Below are 15854 nucleotides of genomic sequence, written 5' to 3' on the forward strand. Positions count from 1 at the left end.
CGTCATCGAACCAACTTGACCCCAGATTTGACCACCAAATTCTTCCGATGCAGAGGGAAAACTGAAAATGCATCGGGAAGACTTTTCACGCTAACCTGTTGAATCCGAATCATATAAGGATTCGCAGGGCGGCATGAAAACAAGTATTTGGCTCCTCTGACTGGACTCGAACCAGTGACATACGGATTAACAGTCCGCCGTTCTACCGACTGAACTACAGAGGAATCGTGTGGGGTCGTATCTTAGCGGCGAAAAAATTTTTGTCAAACATCTATTCCGCCCCTGTCGGTCAACCGCCGCTTCTATCAACAATTTGTTGTAATTACCGACAATTTAGAAGGAAAAATGCTTTGCAGGATTAGCATTTCTCTATCATCATTTGAAATGTAGTTTCAACTTTTCTCACTAAGGTCTCCCTTGAACGTCACATCCGCAGCACGCAGGGCCGTAGAACGAACATCCTGGTTCAAAAAACGTAAGAGTTATCGCGTACTTTACTGGCGTGAAATCAGCCCGCTGGCGGTCCCCATCTTGCTGGAAAATAGCTGCGTTTTGCTGATGGGCGTAGTCAGTACGTTCCTGGTGAGCTGGTTGGGTAAAGAGGCGATGGCCGGGGTTGGGCTGGCCGACAGCTTTAATATGGTGATCATGTCGTTCTTTGCCGCCATCGATCTCGGGACGACGGTGGTGGTTGCCTTTAGCCTCGGCAAGCGCGATCCGCGACGCGCGCGGGCGGCGGCGAGGCAGTCGCTGGCGATTATGACGCTGTTCTCCATTCTGCTGGCGGCGGTAATACACGCCTTCGGCAAAGAGATTATCAATATTGTCGCCGGAGACGCCTCGGCCCAGGTGAAGGATATGGCCTTAACCTATCTGGAGCTGACGGTGCTGAGCTACCCGGCGGCGGCGATTGCGCTGATCGGCAGCGGCGCGCTGCGCGGGGCAGGCAATACCAAAATTCCGCTCTTGATTAACGGCGGGATGAACATCATCAATATTATTATCAGCAGCATCCTGATTTACGGCGTTTTTTCGTGGCCCGGCCTCGGTTTCGTCGGCGCAGGTTTGGGGCTGACCATCGCCCGATACATCGGAGCGGTGGCGATCGTGTGGGTATTAGCCGTCGGGTTTAATCCCGCGCTGCGCATCTCGCTGAAGAGCTACTTCAAACCGCTTAACTTTGCCATTATCTGGGAAGTGATGGGCATTGGCATCCCGGCGAGCATCGAATCGGTGCTGTTCAACGGCGGCAAGCTGCTGACGCAGATGTTTGTCGCCGGCATGGGAACCAACGTCATTGCCGGCAACTTTATCGCTTTCTCCTTCGCCGCGCTGATTAATCTGCCGGGAAACGCGCTGGGCTCCGCGTCGACCATCATTACCGGCACCCGGCTGGGAAAAGGCCAGATTGGGCAGGCGGAGCGCCAGGCGTGGCACGTATTCTGGCTATCGACCATCATCCTGACGGTAATTGCGTGGGGAACCGCGCCGTTTGCTAACCTGATCGCCTCGTTCTATACCAGCGAAGAGGATGTCAAAGTGGTGGTTAAAGAGCTGCTGTGGCTGAACGCCTTCTTTATGCCGATTTGGGCGATGTCCTGGACCCTGCCGTGCGCGTTTAAAGGCGCTCGCGACGTACGCTACACCATGTGGGTGTCGATGCTGGGGATGTGGGGCTGCCGCGTCGTGGCGGGCTATACGCTGGGCATCGTACTCGGTATGGGCGTGATTGGCGTCTGGCTGGGGATGGTGCTTGACTGGGCGGTACGCGGCGTGCTGTTCTACTGCCGGATGGTCAGCGGGCGCTGGCTGTGGAAATATCCACGAAGCAAAAGCCAGGTGCGCGAAACCTAACCATTTTCTGGGCGAAACGACAAATTTCGCACAAAGTGGAGAATAAATCGGCAAACGGTTTGAAATGTGCGAAACAGCCTTTGACAAGGCCGGGCGTCGCCGTTAATATTCGCCCCGTTCACACGATTCCTCTGTAGTTCAGTCGGTAGAACGGCGGACTGTTAATCCGTATGTCACTGGTTCGAGTCCAGTCAGAGGAGCCAAATTCGAGAAGCCCGCTTAAGGAAACTTAAGCGGGCTTTTTCATGTTTCTTTGAGAATCCCTTCGTGATTTTGATTCAATGAGCAAGCGTGAAAAATCTTCCCGTGCATTTTTAGTTTTCCCTCCATATCGGGCAAATTTGGCGCTCAGCACGTAACACGGCGCGGACATAAAAACAGCCGGATACCCTGAACGGCGCCAGCGTTGCACCAGATGCAAAACTACGTTGTATATTCCCCGGATTATCACCTCTGACATTGTCGTTTAAGTTAACTGCACCCGACACGGGATGTAGTTTCCTAATTAATGCCGTTAATTTCAGGAGATCGATAATGAGCCATTTCACTACCTCAGATAATGTTCGCATTGCGTATAAAGATTGGGGCAAAGGTCAGCCGGTTGTTTTCTCTCACGGATGGCCGCTTTCCGGAGATGCCTGGGACGCACAAATGCTTTTCTTTGGGCAGAACGGTTTCAGGGTTATCGCCCATGACCGCCGCGGGCACGGCGCATCCGGGCAGCCCTGGGAAGGCAACAACATGGACCGTTACGCGGACGATCTGGCAGAGCTGATCGACCATCTTGATCTGCATGATGCGATACTGATTGGCCATTCAACCGGCGGTGGGGAAGTCGCCCGCTATATCGGCCGTCACGGATCTTCCCGCGTGGCAAAAGTGGTGTTAGTCGGCGCGGTTCCACCGCTAATGCTGCAAACGGCTGATAACCCGCAGGGCACGCCTCTGGAGGTTTTCGACAATATCCGCACCGGCACCGCAGCCAATCGTTCGCAGTTCTTCCGCGAGCTGGCGGTACCGTTTTATGGCTTTAATCGCGAAAATATCGCCACCAATGATGGCCTGGTCGAATCGTTCTGGCGGATGGGGATGCAGGGCGGCATCAAAGGGGAGTATGACTGTATCCGCGAGTTTTCCGAAGTCGACTATACGGACGACCTGAAAAAAATCGACAAACCTACCCTGATTATTCATGGCGATGACGATCAAATTGTGCCCATTGCTGCGGCAGGCATTAAGAGCGCGAAGATAATCGCAGACGCTGAGCTGAAAATCTATCCCGGCGCCAGCCACGGTCTGGCTCAGCTAAATGCCGGGCAGTTTAATCAAGATGTGCTTGCGTTTATCCGCCGCTAGTTTAGATAAATAACCAGGCGTGCTGCTTTAGCCTGGCTTCCCGCAGAAAATATCAGTTTCCTCTGCCGCCTGCTGGTTGAGGAACTGATAAATAAAATCGACAAATAATTTCACCATTTTAATGTCGCGGCGGCTTGGATGATAAAGCGCATACACCGCGGATTCATCTTCGTCAGCGGTAACATCAGCGCGTATGTCCGGAAACAGCGCTAACAGGTCGCCGCGCTGAACGTCGTTATTCACCAGCCAGTCCGGAAGCAAAGCAATACCCTGTCCGCCCAAAGCCGCCTGCCTGAGTATCTGAGAATTGTTGCATCTAAGGTTTCCCTCAACGCTGACGCCTTCCGTTTTATCGCGGAAGAAAAACCATTTTGTCTGACCGGAAGAGTAGGAGAAAAGCAGGCAATTATGGCGTCGTAAATCGGCAGGCAGCAATGGCACGCCTTTTTCAGCAAGATAGGCCGGGCTGGCGCAAAGAACGCGCTTTTGCAACAGCAGCTTTTTGGCAATGACGTTTTGCGCAGAAATTTTCCCCAGCCGGATGCTGAGATCCAGTCGGTTCTCAGCCAGATCAACCACATCGTCAGTAAAAGTGAGTTCAAGCCGGATAAGCGGATATTGCTTCATGAATTCAGGCAATAAAGTGGCTAAATATTGCAGTGACCAGGATACCGGCAGGCTGGCTCTGAGGATCCCGCGGGGCATACCGGAGTGGTCGCGGGCTTCGTAGTTAGCGTAGGAGAGATCGGCCATAATCCTGCAGGCATGCTGGTAGTACCGCTCTCCGGCCCCGGTTAACGATACCTTTCGGGTTGAGCGAACCAGCAGCACCGTTCCAAGATATTGCTCAAGCGTGTCAATTTGTCGGGTGACGGAAGAGGTGGCAAGCGACAGGCGCCGCCCGGCGGAAGAGAATCCGCCTTCCTCAACCACCGCTACCAGCGCCTGTAAGGACGAAAACATATCCATAGCTTTAACTTTCTCGTATAGGAAAAACGCCTGGGTGAGTCCTTACATTAGCCTGTTTTGAGTGAGGAATACCAGTCAGCTTTGCGTACTACGCAATAGTGTTTCCGGTTTTACTGGTATTCTCCGCTAGCGCTGAGGCTGTTATGGTTAACGTCAGCAGCCAGACAGTTAATTATTATTTATACCCTTACCTGCGTGGCATAAATAAAATGCGGAGGTGCCTGTGTCAGATATTACCCAACCTAAAAAAGCCATTATTATTGGCGGTTCTCTTGGCGGACTTTTTGCCGGAAATATGATGAAAAAAGCCGGATGGGATGTGGATATTTTCGAACGCTCGGCAAAAAATCTCGATAGCCAGGGCGGTGGCATCGTACTTCAGCCGCAGGTGGTGGAGGTAATTCAGGAAAGCGGCGTTAATAAAAAATGGGATGAGATGGGCGTTCGTTCACAATACCGCATTTTTTATAATCCCGACGGTACGGTTGAATACAAACAATTAGCTCCACAAATGCAAACCTCATGGTCATTAATTTATTCGACATTACTGACCACCACCGGCAAAGAGAATTACCATCAGGGGAAAAAACTGCAGCGTATCGATTCGCAAAAAGAGGGCGTTACCGCGTGGTTTGAGGACGGTAGCCATATAAAAGGCGACATTCTGATTGGCGCCGATGGCAATAACTCCACCGTCCGCCAGCTGCTCTGGCCGGGTGAAACCCCGACTTATTCTGGCTATATCGCCTGGCGAGGGCTGATTCGTGAAGATCGGCTGCCGGAGCGCGCCCGGCTCGATCTTCATGGCAACTTTGCGTTTGCCGATAATAAGGGATCGCAGATTCTGGGCTACCTCGTTCCGGGGATAAATAACGATCTGCGTCCGGGGCACCGGCTTTATAACTGGGTGTGGTATCGCGTTATGGACGATGCGACTCGCGAATCGGTAATGACCGATAAAAATGGCGTAATGCGCGGGCATTCTCTACCTGAAGGCGTCATCGCGCAAAAATGGAAAAACCATATTTATGAAGAGGCCGTGCGGATGCTGCCGCCAGGGTTCAGAGACGTGGTGCTGGCGACAAAAGAGCCTTTCGCGCAATCTATTCGCGATCTGGCCGTTGATAGCATGGTGAAAGATCGGGTGCTATTGCTTGGCGATGCGGCGTCTATTCCACGCCCACACACGGCGGCAAGCACTTCCAAGGCGGCGGCAAATGCCCTGGCATTACGGTGGGTATTTCTGAATTATCCTGACGATATCGATGCCGCTTTAGCGCGCTGGGAGCCGGAGCAGCGGCATCTCGGTAAATACCTGAAGCAGGTGGGAATGAACATGGGCAACCGCCTGATGTCAATTGATATGTCACCATCATCAGGGTATTAAATATCAATACGCCGTAGCGCCCGTAATGTATTTCATCTTTCGCCTAAATAATCTTTTAACGCAATGATGTTCCCGACCTACTCATAGCCAGCAGGAGTCAATATGAATATTACCGTCAAGCTCACCTCTGATTTTATTTGCCCGTGGTGCCTTATTGGCGAACGCCGTCTGCAAAAGGTGATTCGTCGTTTACCCGATGATGTGGAGGTGACTATTCTCTGGCAACCCTATGAGCTTAATCCCACGATGCCGGTAGAAGGCGTCGATCGTAAGAACTACCGTTCCGCCAAATTTGGCAGCTGGGAGTACAGCCAGTCGCTGGACAGAAAAACCATTCTGGCTGCCGCGGAGGATGATATCGCGTTTAATTACGACGCAATGCAGAAGACGCCGAACACCTTCCGCGCGCATCGTCTGATGAATCTGGCCCACCGGCATGGCGCCGCTGATGCCGTCGCCAATGGGATTTTCCATGGCTATTTTGAGCAGGGCCGCGATATCGGGGATGTGGACGTTCTGGCTGATATCGCCGGGGAAAACGGCCTCAACAGAGCGGAAGCGCTGGCCTACCTCACCAGCGATGCTGGCGCAAAAGAGACCAGAGCGGCAATCAGCTTCGCCACCGGGATCCGCGGCGTACCGAATTTTGACATTGAAGGCGAGACGATTTCCGGCGCGCAGCCGTTAAATCTTATCGAGGATGCCATCATGAGGGCGATTGCCCGTAAACCTCAGGAGAAGCCCGCTCTCTGAAAGTCTGATGCTCTTCAATCCTTGCATGGTGAGGTTGCTAAAAATGACCGATAAAGAAACAAACAGCATACGCATTTATGGCCGGGCGGGATCGCCGGAAGGCTATCTGCTTCGGGACTATCTGGCGCGTAGCGCTGTTACCTTTGAATGGATTGAACTAAATAGTGAAGAAGAGTGTTTGTCGGCATTAGGGGTGTCAGGGTTCAATGACCTGCGTCTTCCCGTTGTTGAATTTCCGGGACAGGTTCGCCTGTTCGCCCCGGGAGTGCATGATATCGCCGCTTATTTAGGCCACATCACGTTGCCCAAATATCGCGAATATGACGTCTCCATTTACGGCGCGGGCCCTGCAGGGCTAAGCGCCGCCGTCTATGCCGCATCCGAAGGTCTGCGAACCATATTAATTGAGCGCCAGGCTCCAGGCGGCCAGGCGGGTACCAGTTCATTAATCGAGAATTATCTCGGTTTTCCCGAAGGGATCTCCGGGGCTGCGCTGGCGGACCGGGCCCGCAAGCAGGCGATTAAGTTTGGCGCTGAATTGGTAACCATGAGTGAAGGGGTGAAGGCCCATTTTAAGGATGGCAAAATCCATGTTCGTCTTGCCAATGGCGAGACGCTGACCGCCAGAACCAATATCTGCGCTACCGGCGTTGAGTATCGCCGCCTTAATTTACCCCGGGAAGATAAGTTCCTCGGGCACGGCCTGTTTTATGGCGCCGGAGCAGCAGAGGCGCCTTATTGCGCGAATGACCATGTTTATGTGGTGGGGGGCGGCAACTCGGCAGGCCAGGCGGTGATGCACTTTGCTGAATATGCTGCTCAGGTCACGATGCTGGTACGGGGAAGCAGCCTGTCTCAGACATTGTCGACGTATTTAATCCAGCGTATCGCCTCAAAAGCCAATATAAAGGTCATCTTCAATAGCGAGATAGCTGAGCTGGACGGTGAGGATTCCCTCGCGGCGATTACTCTTCACGACCGGTTATCGGGTGGAAAAAGTCGCCACGCCTGTTCCCGACTTTTTGTCTGCATTGGCGGCCAGCCTAACACCGAATGGGCCAGCGAAACGCATATTTTGCGCGATTCTGAAGGCTATTTGCTAACTGGGTCCGATCTCTCCGGAGGGAGCAGCTGGCCCGAGAACTGGCCATTAGCCCGCCAGCCATTTTATCTGGAAACCAGCGTGCCAGGCTCTTTTGCCGCGGGGGATGTCAGACATGGTTCCGTCAAGCGCGTTGCGTCCGCCGTTGGCGAGGGGGCGATGGCCGTGACATTTGTCCATCGCTACTTACAGGAACAGGGGTGAGCGCATGTCAGCAACCGTATCCTCACCGAAGGCATCTTTCCCGCGCTATGCGGGTAGCCGGCCCTACGTCTCATCACGATCTTCTGTCGGCCTTCCGTTTACTGACCGCTTAATTGCCGTTCTTAGCTTTGCGCACTGCGTTAATAACCGACAGAATAATCGATTGAGAATGCAGAAAATCTGCCGGGAAGATGCAATCAAAAATCCCCAGGCGGCGCTTGTCATACCGATTATCCGACGTTTATCCCCTAAGCCGGCCTTGTTTTTTCCAGATTTGCTCCAGCGCGCGGTTGCATTAGCGACTTTACCGCCGGCAAGGACAGAAAGTAAAAAGTAGAAAAACCAGCGTATATGCTTTTGTTCGGAAGATGCGTTGACTTTCTTCGTTTCATTAGCAATTCTTTTTTGTAAAAGGACTAACGTTGGAATAATACATTCGTTCGCAACGATCGTTTGGTGGTGAGAATAATCATAAAAATTCTTTGGCGGATCGCTGATTAAACAATAAACGGACGGTGTCATTACACAATCATACGAGCCAGGGCCATTTTGACAGGTTACTTGATTATATGTATCAAGCTCCTCGCGGATTTTTTGGGCAGTATTATTGTCGGCATCTCTGTTATAAATAATGTAGATTTCGCGGGTTGTTTTCGGCACCAGCGCGAGAATTAATTTATCATTGTAGGTGGCATATTCTGCCAACTCTTGCCGCATACGATGAGCCCAGGCACACGATGCCAAATTTAGCTTTTCTTGAGCACAATGCCGATCGTACTGGCGAAGCTGATTTGCCAGATAGGTGCTTGCTTGTTGGAACTGTTGAGTGTCATCCTGCAGGTGCCGTTGATTCTCTCCAGCGCCGGTATCTGCAACAAAAAATACCGCTGCGACAATCGCCATTGAGTACCAAATATGATCGTAGAAATGGCGAAATCGGTCCTGTAAGCTAAAGATATCCGTAAGAATGATAAATAAGTTCCAGCCGGTAATTAATCCCATGATGAGCAGGCAGGTCATGCCCACCGCGCTACCTAAATAGCCTGCACCCCAAACGTTATAAATCTCTGGCAAGAATTGAATTTTAGGCCAATACCCTAAGACCGAAAGCGTTCCCGGAACGCACCAAATAAATACCCCAGCCAGCAATCCTTTCCATCGTCCAACGCAGTAGGCGGCGACCATAGAAAAAACAAAAAGCAACATCAAATATATCAACAGAAAGAAAACTAAAAACCCGATACCATATTGGATATCAAAGGCCGTGATCATGGCATAGCCGCTGGAATCGATTGCTGGAGGTGTGACAAGGGATATTCCTGTGGCATCTAACGTTTGCTGGATGTTATAGGCAACACCAATAATAAATATTACGTATGGGATTGTGAAGGTTACCATCATTTCGCTCTCCTGCTCTTTCCTGATATCTTCAGGGCCCCTTTGAAACCGCAGCGGCAGCGGCCTGTAGGCAATCCTGCCCTGGATTGTGAACAAGGGTCAACCAATCGCGAAAAAAATCACATCGCAAAGAATACTTCATCTTTGGCTCTTAATAAGCGATCCATTTAAGGCGAAAAATTTAGTTTTTGGGGGTCAAATGAGAGAGACAAACATTGCATTTAGTCCGCGAAGCTATATTTAAAAAGCCCGCTTAAGTTTTCTTCAGCGGGCTTTTTTGTCGTTTGCCGCTCTCTCAACCCAGAGCATTAAATTTCCCTGCGCGCTGACCCGCCAGGCCCCGGCAGCGCCGTGCCAGCCCTGGGCCGCAGCGCGCCTGTTTTTACGAGCGCGGCTCGTTGCCCGCGTTCTCATCTTTCCCGCGTCGGGCGTCGAACTGCAGCAGCCTCCCGGTATTCAGCAGTACCAGCAGCGTGCTGAGATTGTGCAATATCGCCGCCACCAGGGCTCCCGCCGCGCCGAGCAGCCCCATCGCCGCGGCAATCACGATTAAAATGGTCCAGCCAAGGCCGATAAATACGTTGACCCGCAGGGTGGCGCGGCACTGGCGGCTGAGCCTTACCGCCAGGGGCAGGCGGCGTAAGTCGCTGCCGGTCAGCACCACGTCGGCGGAAGCCAGCGCGATATCGGCGCCGTTGCTGCCCATAGCGATACCGACGGCGCCGGCCTTGAGCGCCAGCGCATCGTTGATCCCGTCGCCAACCACCATCGGGCGCCACCCTTCACTGACGGCCCGCTGCACCTGCTGCAGCTTTTCGGCCGGAAGAACTTCGGCCGCCAGCTCGCCAATTCCCGTCCGTTGGGCCACGCGCTGCGCGACGGCCAGGCGATCGCCGGTCAGCAGCAGGAAGCGGCCGATGCCGAGGTTTTGCAGCATCTCAATGGCCTCCGGGGCCTCGGGGCGGATCGTATCGTCGAGCAGCAGCCAGCCGAGAAAAACGCCGCCTTCAGCGATACCGACCGTCGGGCCATCGTGGTCGGGGAGCGGCGCGACGTCGATCTGATAGCGGTCGAATAGCTCTCTTCGTCCCAGCAGCGCCCGGCCGGCATCGGTGGTGGCGACGACCCCCAAACCCTGAATCTCCTCCACGTCCCGCAGCGGGATCTCTTCATCTGTCGGAAGCGCGCCGACCATCGCCCGGCTCACCGGGTGATTACTTGCGGCGCCCAGCGCTGAGGCCAGCTGCAGCAGAGACTCGCGCGGGCGCGAGGTTGCCGGAACCACGTCGACCAGCCGCAGCCGCCCCTGGGTCAGGGTGCCGGTTTTATCAATAATGACCGCATCAACGTCCGCCAGCTCTTCAAGAAAGGCCGCGTTGCGGATCAGGATGCCGTGCCGGGCGGCCACCGCGATCCCCGCCATCGAGGTGGCCGGGGCGGAGAGCACCAGGGCGCAGGGGCAGGCCGCGACCAGCACCGCCAGCATCGCCTGGCTGTCGTAGGTCAAAAACCAGGTCGTCGCGGCGATCAGCAGCACGAGGATCAGATAATGTCCGGCGTAGCGTTCCAGCATCCGGGTGATGGGCGGTTTTGCCCGCTCGGCGTCCTGCATCAGCGCCAGCACTTTCCCGAGGGTGGAGTGCTCGCCCGTATGGGTAATCTCGACGCGCAGCAGGCCGTTGAGGTTCAGCGTTCCGCCGAAGACCGACATTCCGGGGCAGACCTCCGCCGGGACCGATTCACCGGTAATGGACGCCACATCGAGGCTGGCGTTACCGGAGAGGATCTTCCCGTCGGCGGGAATTTGATCGCCTGGACGAACTTCAACCACGTCGCCGGGGCGCAGCTGCTGGCTGCCGATATTTTCCAGCGCTCCGTCCTGGCGCAGGCGTCTCGCCCGGCTATGCGCCAGCTTGCTCAGCCCGGCGATGGCCTGGCGGGTTCCCATGACGCTGCGCTCTTCCAGAATGTGGCCGAAAATCATGATCACCGGCAGCAGCGCGGCGGTCATCAGATCGCCCAGCGCCCACGCGCCCAGCATCGCCAGCACGATCAGCAGATCGGTCACCCCGTGGAGATCCGGATGCAGCAGGCTGTGCCAGCCCGCCCGGAATACCGGCACGGCAACCAGCAGCCAGGCAACGGCGGCCAGAATATCGCCGATCGCCGGCTGATCCGGCGCGACGGCGCGCCAGAGCAGGCTGAGCAACAGCAGCCCGATGGTTATCATCGCCAGCGTCAGCCGACGCGCCATCCGCCGCTGCTCCGCCGGGGTCTGGAGATGACTGCTGAAGTGGATATGCCCGTGGCTACACGACTGGCTCATGGTGATTTCTCGCTGGCCGGCGGCGTGGCCGGCTGGGGGGGAAGGCCCTGAAGGATCAGGCGGCTGTCGTCTCCGGGGGCGACGGTAATGACCTGTCCGGCCTGCGACAGAATGCGGCTGACCGCGTCGCGCCACAGGCGTAGCAGCAATCCGCCGTCGCTCCCGTCGCGCCGGGTTTGCGCCAGCTGCAGGATGGTTCGGGTATCAACGCTGGCCTTCGCCAGGGTTTCCTGACGGCTGGCTTGCGCCTGCTGAATGGTGCGATCCGCCTGCTGCTGCGCCTGCTGGCTCAGCAGCGTGGCCGCGGTGCGTGCGCTGGCGATCTCCTTATCTGCCTGCTGGCTGGCGGTGAGCACGGCGTTGAAGGCCGCCACCGCGTTCGCCGGCAGCGATGAAACGATATCGACACGCTCAATGACGATGCCCGGATCGTTGCCGCCGGCGGCCATCTGCGCCAGGCTTTGTGCCATGTTGTGCCTGAAGTCGCTGCGCAGGCGGATACGCTCCTCCGCCGAGTGGCGATCGTTCTGCGGGGTTTCCGGTCTGGCAACCAAAATCGCGTCCAGACCGCGCTCCATGCAGACGACCGCGGCGGCGCGTTCGGTCAGGCGATCGATCAGCGGCTCGATATGCGGACGCTGTAGCGCGAAGCGGATCGGGTCGCTGACCCGCCAGAATACGCGGACATCCAGCTGCACCACGCCTTCATCGCCGGTTAAAAGATAGCCCGCTCCGGCGCCGGCATCGCCGTCCCGCTCCCAGTTGTTGATCCGCTCCAGCTGCTGGTCGCGGCGCAGCACCGCCACGTCCCGTTCGAGAATGCGTTCGGCGGCCGGCACCAGTTCGATGCTGTTGACGGGATGCGGCCAGGCGAACAGCAGCCCCGCGTTCGCCACGCGGATCGGCCTGCCAAACTGAAAGACCACCGCCCGGCTGTCGGGGGCGACCGGATGGATACAGGAGAACAGCCACGCGCCGGCGGCAAGAATAGCCGCGCCATACAGCGTAAAGAAGGCGATGCGGTATGACTGTCCCCAGGGCGTTGAGCCAGGCGATGCTGAGGTCATGGCTGCTGCGTCCCGGTCAACGGCGTGGGGCCCTGCACCAGGGTGCGGAACGGCTCCGCATCGGTACGCAGCACCAGGCGGGTGCTGGCGTTAACAATCGTGCTGAGCGTATCCAGCGAACGCAGGAGGTCATACAGCTGCGGGTCGCTGGCCCGCGCCTTGCCGTAGATGCCAGCCGCGTCGCGCTGGGCGTCGGCGCTAATGGCCGCCGCTTTCACCGCGGCGTCGGCCTGCAGAATGCGCGCATCGCGATCCGCCCGGGAATGAATTTCCGCAGCCTGACGTTTGCCTTCGGCGGTGCGTTCGGTGGCGATGGTTTCGCGCTCGGCGCGCATGCGATCCACCGTGGCGTTCAGCGTGACGGCCGGTAGGGTCAGGCGCTCGATCCCGGTCTGGATCAGTTCAATGCCGTAGCTTTTCAGCAGCTGGGCCTGCAGCTGCGACTGCAGCTGGCTCTCCAGCTGGGCTATTTTGACTTTGTTAGCGTCGACGTTAACGATATCCGACAGCGCGTAGTTGCTGGCGGTGGTCTCCAGCGCGGAGCCGATAAAGGTGCGGATTTGGCGGGCGGCCTCATCCGGCTGGTTCTGCACGGCGCGAATAAAGCGCAGCACGTTATCGTTATCGGGTTTGACCTTCCAGATAACCCAGGCCTGCACCAGCACCCGTAATCCGTCGCGGGTGCCCACGTCCTGCAGGCCGCTGGAGGTGGAGCGAATGCGCAGATCGACGTCCAGCGGCGTTTCAAAAGGCGCCGGCAGCCGCCATGACAGGCCGGGGGCGAGCAGGACGCGTACCGGATCGCCAAAGCGGGTCACCACGGTGGCGCTCCCGGCGCGGACTTCCAGCAGGCAGGCGGTTAATACCGCCAGCGTGACCAGAAATGCCGCCACGCCGAGGCGAATGCCGCGCCTGCGGCGCAGCGGGGCAGGCGGAGAGATCTGCCGCTTAACGGCATTCGGGGCTACGTGGGTGGCGGTTATCGCGCGGATCTTCATGGTGTGCTGGCCTTCTGTGGGGCGGTACTGTCGGATAAAGCGGGATACTGACGGAGATCGAGCACCGGTTCGCTGGTCCCCTGAAGATGGTTATCGAGGATCAGCAGCGGAGTATGGGCCAGCGCCTGGCTCAAAATGTGATAGCGTCGCTCGGTAATAAACGCCTCTCCCGCCTGCTGCCACGCCTGCTGTTCCGCAGAGAAGGTCACCGCGGCGGCCCGCGCCCGCGACCGGTTTTCGGCGGCGGAGGCCTCGGCGTTATTCAGGCCGGTCAGGGCGTTACGCTGCGCTTCGCGGCCGACCTTCTCCGCATAGCCCTGTTCGCGCGCGATCAGCGCATTTGCCGCGATTTGCGCGGCCTGCACCCCGTGATAGGCGTTGGCCGCTCCGGCGGGGGGATGAATGGCCTCTATGCGGGTGAACAGCAGCTCCACGCCGGTATTGAGGGTCGTAAGACGCTGCTGGATTTGCTGGCTGAGCGCGGTAGCCAGCGTCGCCCGCTGCTCATCAAGCAGTTCATCGAGCTGCTTGCTGGCAAACTGGGTCACCAGTATCTGACGGGCGATGCTGCGAATCATCACCGCCAGGTCTTCGGTCTGATACTGGCTGTTAAGCGCATCCCGATCGCTGAGGCCAATGCGCCAGATCACGCGGATATCCATATTCACTATCTGGAAATTCTGCTTGTCCATAGCGGCGCTGGCGATGACCTGGGACTGGTCCGTGGCGTGGCTGCTATCCCAGAGCCGCCAGCTGCTCTGCGGTGCCGGGCCTTCTGCGGCGTCGTTGGGCTGGAGATCCACCTGCGCGGCTTCGGCGATATCGCTGAGCTGGAGTTCATGCACCGCGCCGTTCTCGACGGCGACCACCCGGCCAAAGGGCCAGGGCAGCCCGGCGTGCAGGCCGGGAGCCAGAACGGCGATCGGGCGGCCAAAACGCTCATATATCCCGCGCTGATGCAGCTGCACCTCCGTCAGCCCGCTGAGCAGCCAGCCCAGCGCGGCGATCCCCGCGGTCACCGGTAAAAGCCGGCTGCCCATCAGACGAAACGCCTGAATCTGGCGCAGATCGACGCCAAAGCGCTGCTGAAATGAGTCCAGCGCGCGCAGCAGCGGCCGCGGCGGCCACTGATACAGCCCGGCGAGCAGGCTGCGGGTCAGAAAGCGGGGGGCGGCGTTCGGCGGGAGGGGAGAGGCCATCGCGGTCAGGGCGCGCAGCACATACTCCAGCGCCACCAGCAGTATCATCAGGCTCGCCAGCTTAATACCCCACAGCGCGGGCGCGGGGAAAGCCATCGCCGCCAGCAGCGAGAGGGTGAGCAGCAGCAAGAGGCTGAGCATGAGGCGAGCGAAGCTCACGTGCTGCTGCTGATGAGGCCAGTCGCGAAGGAGGCGGAAGCTGAGCATGCGTTCGATCAGCAGCAGCGTAAAACAGAGCAGAATAAAGAAGGCGACGGCGATCAGCCGCGGGGCATCGGCCTGGTCAACGGACCGGTCATCCGCGATATTGGCGATGGCAAAGGCGCCGGCCAGCGCGGCGGCGATCAGGGTGGTCGCCAGATGCTGATGGAAATGGCGGAGCCAGGCCTGCACGTTTTCCGGCAGCGCGCGACGCAGAAGAGTCGGCTCTTCCTCCGCGCTATTGGCGGACGGCGGGTCCTGCATCCCGCCGCCTTCGCAGCGTAACGCGTTTTCCACAAACGCCAGCGCGACCAGCACCGCGGCGAGCATCAGGCGCGTCACGGGCAGCCAGAACCCCGTGACGGAAAACAGCTGCAGGAAGAGATAAATCGCGCCGGAGATAGCGAGAAGGGAGTACAGAATAGCCTGTGCGATAAGCAAACGTCGGCTTCGCGAAGTGACCCGAGGGCGACTCTCGGGTGAGGGGGGCTGCGCCATAGACTCTCCAGTTGATCCGTCCTTGCCCCTCAACCCGGGCAAGCGATCTGCTGAGGTTACCGCTGAGACGAAGAACCGATGGTGTTATATGATAACATCCGCAATATAAACAAAGCGCTCCGTCCTGGATAGCCTGCGACCCGCGTAAAGCTGGATGTTATATTGTAACAATATATTTATTGTGCAATATACCGCTGGCGCCGAATGGGCGCTGTGGTAGGGTTTTCGCATCAATAACTGGCCCGGGACGCGTTTCAGATATGAAAATTTATCGCATAGTACTTTTATCCGTTGCCTTTAGTTCCCCGGCGGCCTATGCCTTCCAGGCTAAAAGCGCGGCTTCTGCGGAGGTAAGCGCCTCCCAGCTGAAAAAGGCGGAAGAGAGCATCGTCAGCAATTTCTATAGCCACAACGACGCCGGTTTTCAGACCTCAATATTGGGGACCTGCAGCGCGACGCCGGTCCCCGGCTGCCACTGCGCCTTCTGCACGATGCTGCGCGGCGGGGCGTAACCAGCCTTTCTCCTCAGGGCCTTAGTGGTT

At 57.1% G+C, this 15854-nt stretch carries 13 protein-coding genes, 2 tRNA genes and 1 pseudogene; 8 read left to right on the forward strand and 8 right to left on the reverse strand.

Translation table 11 applies throughout. The annotated features are described in order from the left end of the window. Positions 1-148: 148 nt before the first annotated feature. Positions 149-224: transfer RNA gene (locus GO007_RS14870), tRNA-Asn, on the reverse strand. 5 nt (positions 225-229) lie between these two features. Here GO007_RS14870 and GO007_RS29550 point away from each other — a divergent pair. The 4 genes from GO007_RS29550 (at position 230) to GO007_RS14885 (ending at position 3210) form a co-directional block, all read left to right on the forward strand. After that, positions 230-322, forward strand: coding sequence for a DUF5951 family protein (locus GO007_RS29550; RefSeq protein ID WP_369125005.1), 93 nt, complete (start codon positions 230-232; stop codon positions 320-322). A gap of 95 nt (positions 323-417) precedes the next feature. Further along, entirely contained in the window at positions 418-1854 is a 1437-nt protein-coding gene (locus tag GO007_RS14875; RefSeq protein ID WP_095101131.1) for an EmmdR/YeeO family multidrug/toxin efflux MATE transporter, read from the forward strand. 127 nt (positions 1855-1981) lie between these two features. Further along, positions 1982-2057, forward strand: a tRNA-Asn gene (locus GO007_RS14880). A 331-nt stretch (positions 2058-2388) separates the two neighbouring features. Next, positions 2389-3210, forward strand: a complete 822-nt coding sequence (locus tag GO007_RS14885; protein ID WP_095101133.1) for an alpha/beta fold hydrolase — start codon at positions 2389-2391, stop codon at positions 3208-3210. A gap of 27 nt (positions 3211-3237) precedes the next feature. On the opposite strand, the gene GO007_RS14890 is transcribed toward GO007_RS14885, so the two are convergent. Together GO007_RS14890 and GO007_RS29135 are read right to left on the reverse strand one after the other, a co-directional pair. Beyond that, entirely contained in the window at positions 3238-3963 is a 726-nt protein-coding gene (locus GO007_RS14890; protein ID WP_227839893.1) for a substrate binding domain-containing protein, read from the reverse strand. A gap of 39 nt (positions 3964-4002) precedes the next feature. Beyond that, positions 4003-4179: pseudogene (locus tag GO007_RS29135) on the reverse strand (LysR family transcriptional regulator); the annotation flags it as partial. Between the two features lie 223 nt (positions 4180-4402). Between GO007_RS29135 and GO007_RS14895 the strand changes: the two are divergent. The 3 genes from GO007_RS14895 (at position 4403) to GO007_RS14905 (ending at position 7625) form a co-directional block, all read left to right on the forward strand. Beyond that, on the forward strand, positions 4403-5566 hold the full coding sequence (locus GO007_RS14895) for an FAD binding domain-containing protein (RefSeq protein WP_095101137.1): 1164 nt from the start codon (positions 4403-4405) through the stop codon (positions 5564-5566). A gap of 102 nt (positions 5567-5668) precedes the next feature. Further along, positions 5669-6319: a DsbA family oxidoreductase gene (locus GO007_RS14900; protein WP_095101139.1), complete on the forward strand. Its 651-nt coding sequence runs from the start codon at positions 5669-5671 to the stop codon at positions 6317-6319. A gap of 43 nt (positions 6320-6362) precedes the next feature. Further along, complete coding sequence (locus GO007_RS14905; RefSeq protein WP_095101377.1) at positions 6363-7625, forward strand: NAD(P)/FAD-dependent oxidoreductase; 1263 nt, start codon at positions 6363-6365, stop codon at positions 7623-7625. A 63-nt stretch (positions 7626-7688) separates the two neighbouring features. Here the strand turns inward: GO007_RS14905 and GO007_RS14910 are convergent, their stop codons facing one another. The 5 genes from GO007_RS14910 to hflK form a co-directional block, all read right to left on the reverse strand. Beyond that, a complete protein-coding gene (locus GO007_RS14910) occupies positions 7689-9026 on the reverse strand; it encodes an ATP synthase subunit B family protein (protein ID WP_095101141.1) in 1338 nt (445 codons plus the stop codon). Positions 9027-9405: 379 nt separating this feature from the next. Then, positions 9406-11349: a heavy metal translocating P-type ATPase gene (locus GO007_RS14915; RefSeq protein ID WP_095101143.1), complete on the reverse strand. Its 1944-nt coding sequence runs from the start codon at positions 11347-11349 to the stop codon at positions 9406-9408. Further along, positions 11346-12416, reverse strand: coding sequence for an SPFH domain-containing protein (locus GO007_RS14920; protein WP_095101145.1), 1071 nt, complete (start codon positions 12414-12416; stop codon positions 11346-11348). Before GO007_RS14920 ends, GO007_RS14915 begins: the two co-directional genes overlap by 4 nt. Beyond that, on the reverse strand, positions 12413-13414 hold the full coding sequence (locus GO007_RS14925; protein ID WP_095101147.1) for an SPFH domain-containing protein: 1002 nt from the start codon (positions 13412-13414) through the stop codon (positions 12413-12415). The genes GO007_RS14920 and GO007_RS14925 overlap by 4 nt, the downstream gene beginning before the upstream one ends. Beyond that, the gene (gene hflK / locus GO007_RS14930; RefSeq protein ID WP_095101149.1) at positions 13411-15312 is read right to left on the reverse strand and encodes a protease modulator HflK; all 1902 of its coding nucleotides are present in this window, start codon (positions 15310-15312) and stop codon (positions 13411-13413) included. Before hflK ends, GO007_RS14925 begins: the two co-directional genes overlap by 4 nt. Before the next feature lie 260 nt (positions 15313-15572). On the opposite strand from hflK, the gene GO007_RS14935 reads away from it, so the two are divergent. Beyond that, a complete protein-coding gene (locus GO007_RS14935) occupies positions 15573-15824 on the forward strand; it encodes a hypothetical protein (protein WP_095101151.1) in 252 nt (83 codons plus the stop codon). Positions 15825-15854 lie beyond the last annotated feature (30 nt).

It is taken from the genome of Klebsiella sp. 10-1, assembly GCF_009758445.1.
Taxonomy (GTDB): Bacteria; Pseudomonadota; Gammaproteobacteria; order Enterobacterales; family Enterobacteriaceae; genus Klebsiella; species Klebsiella scottii.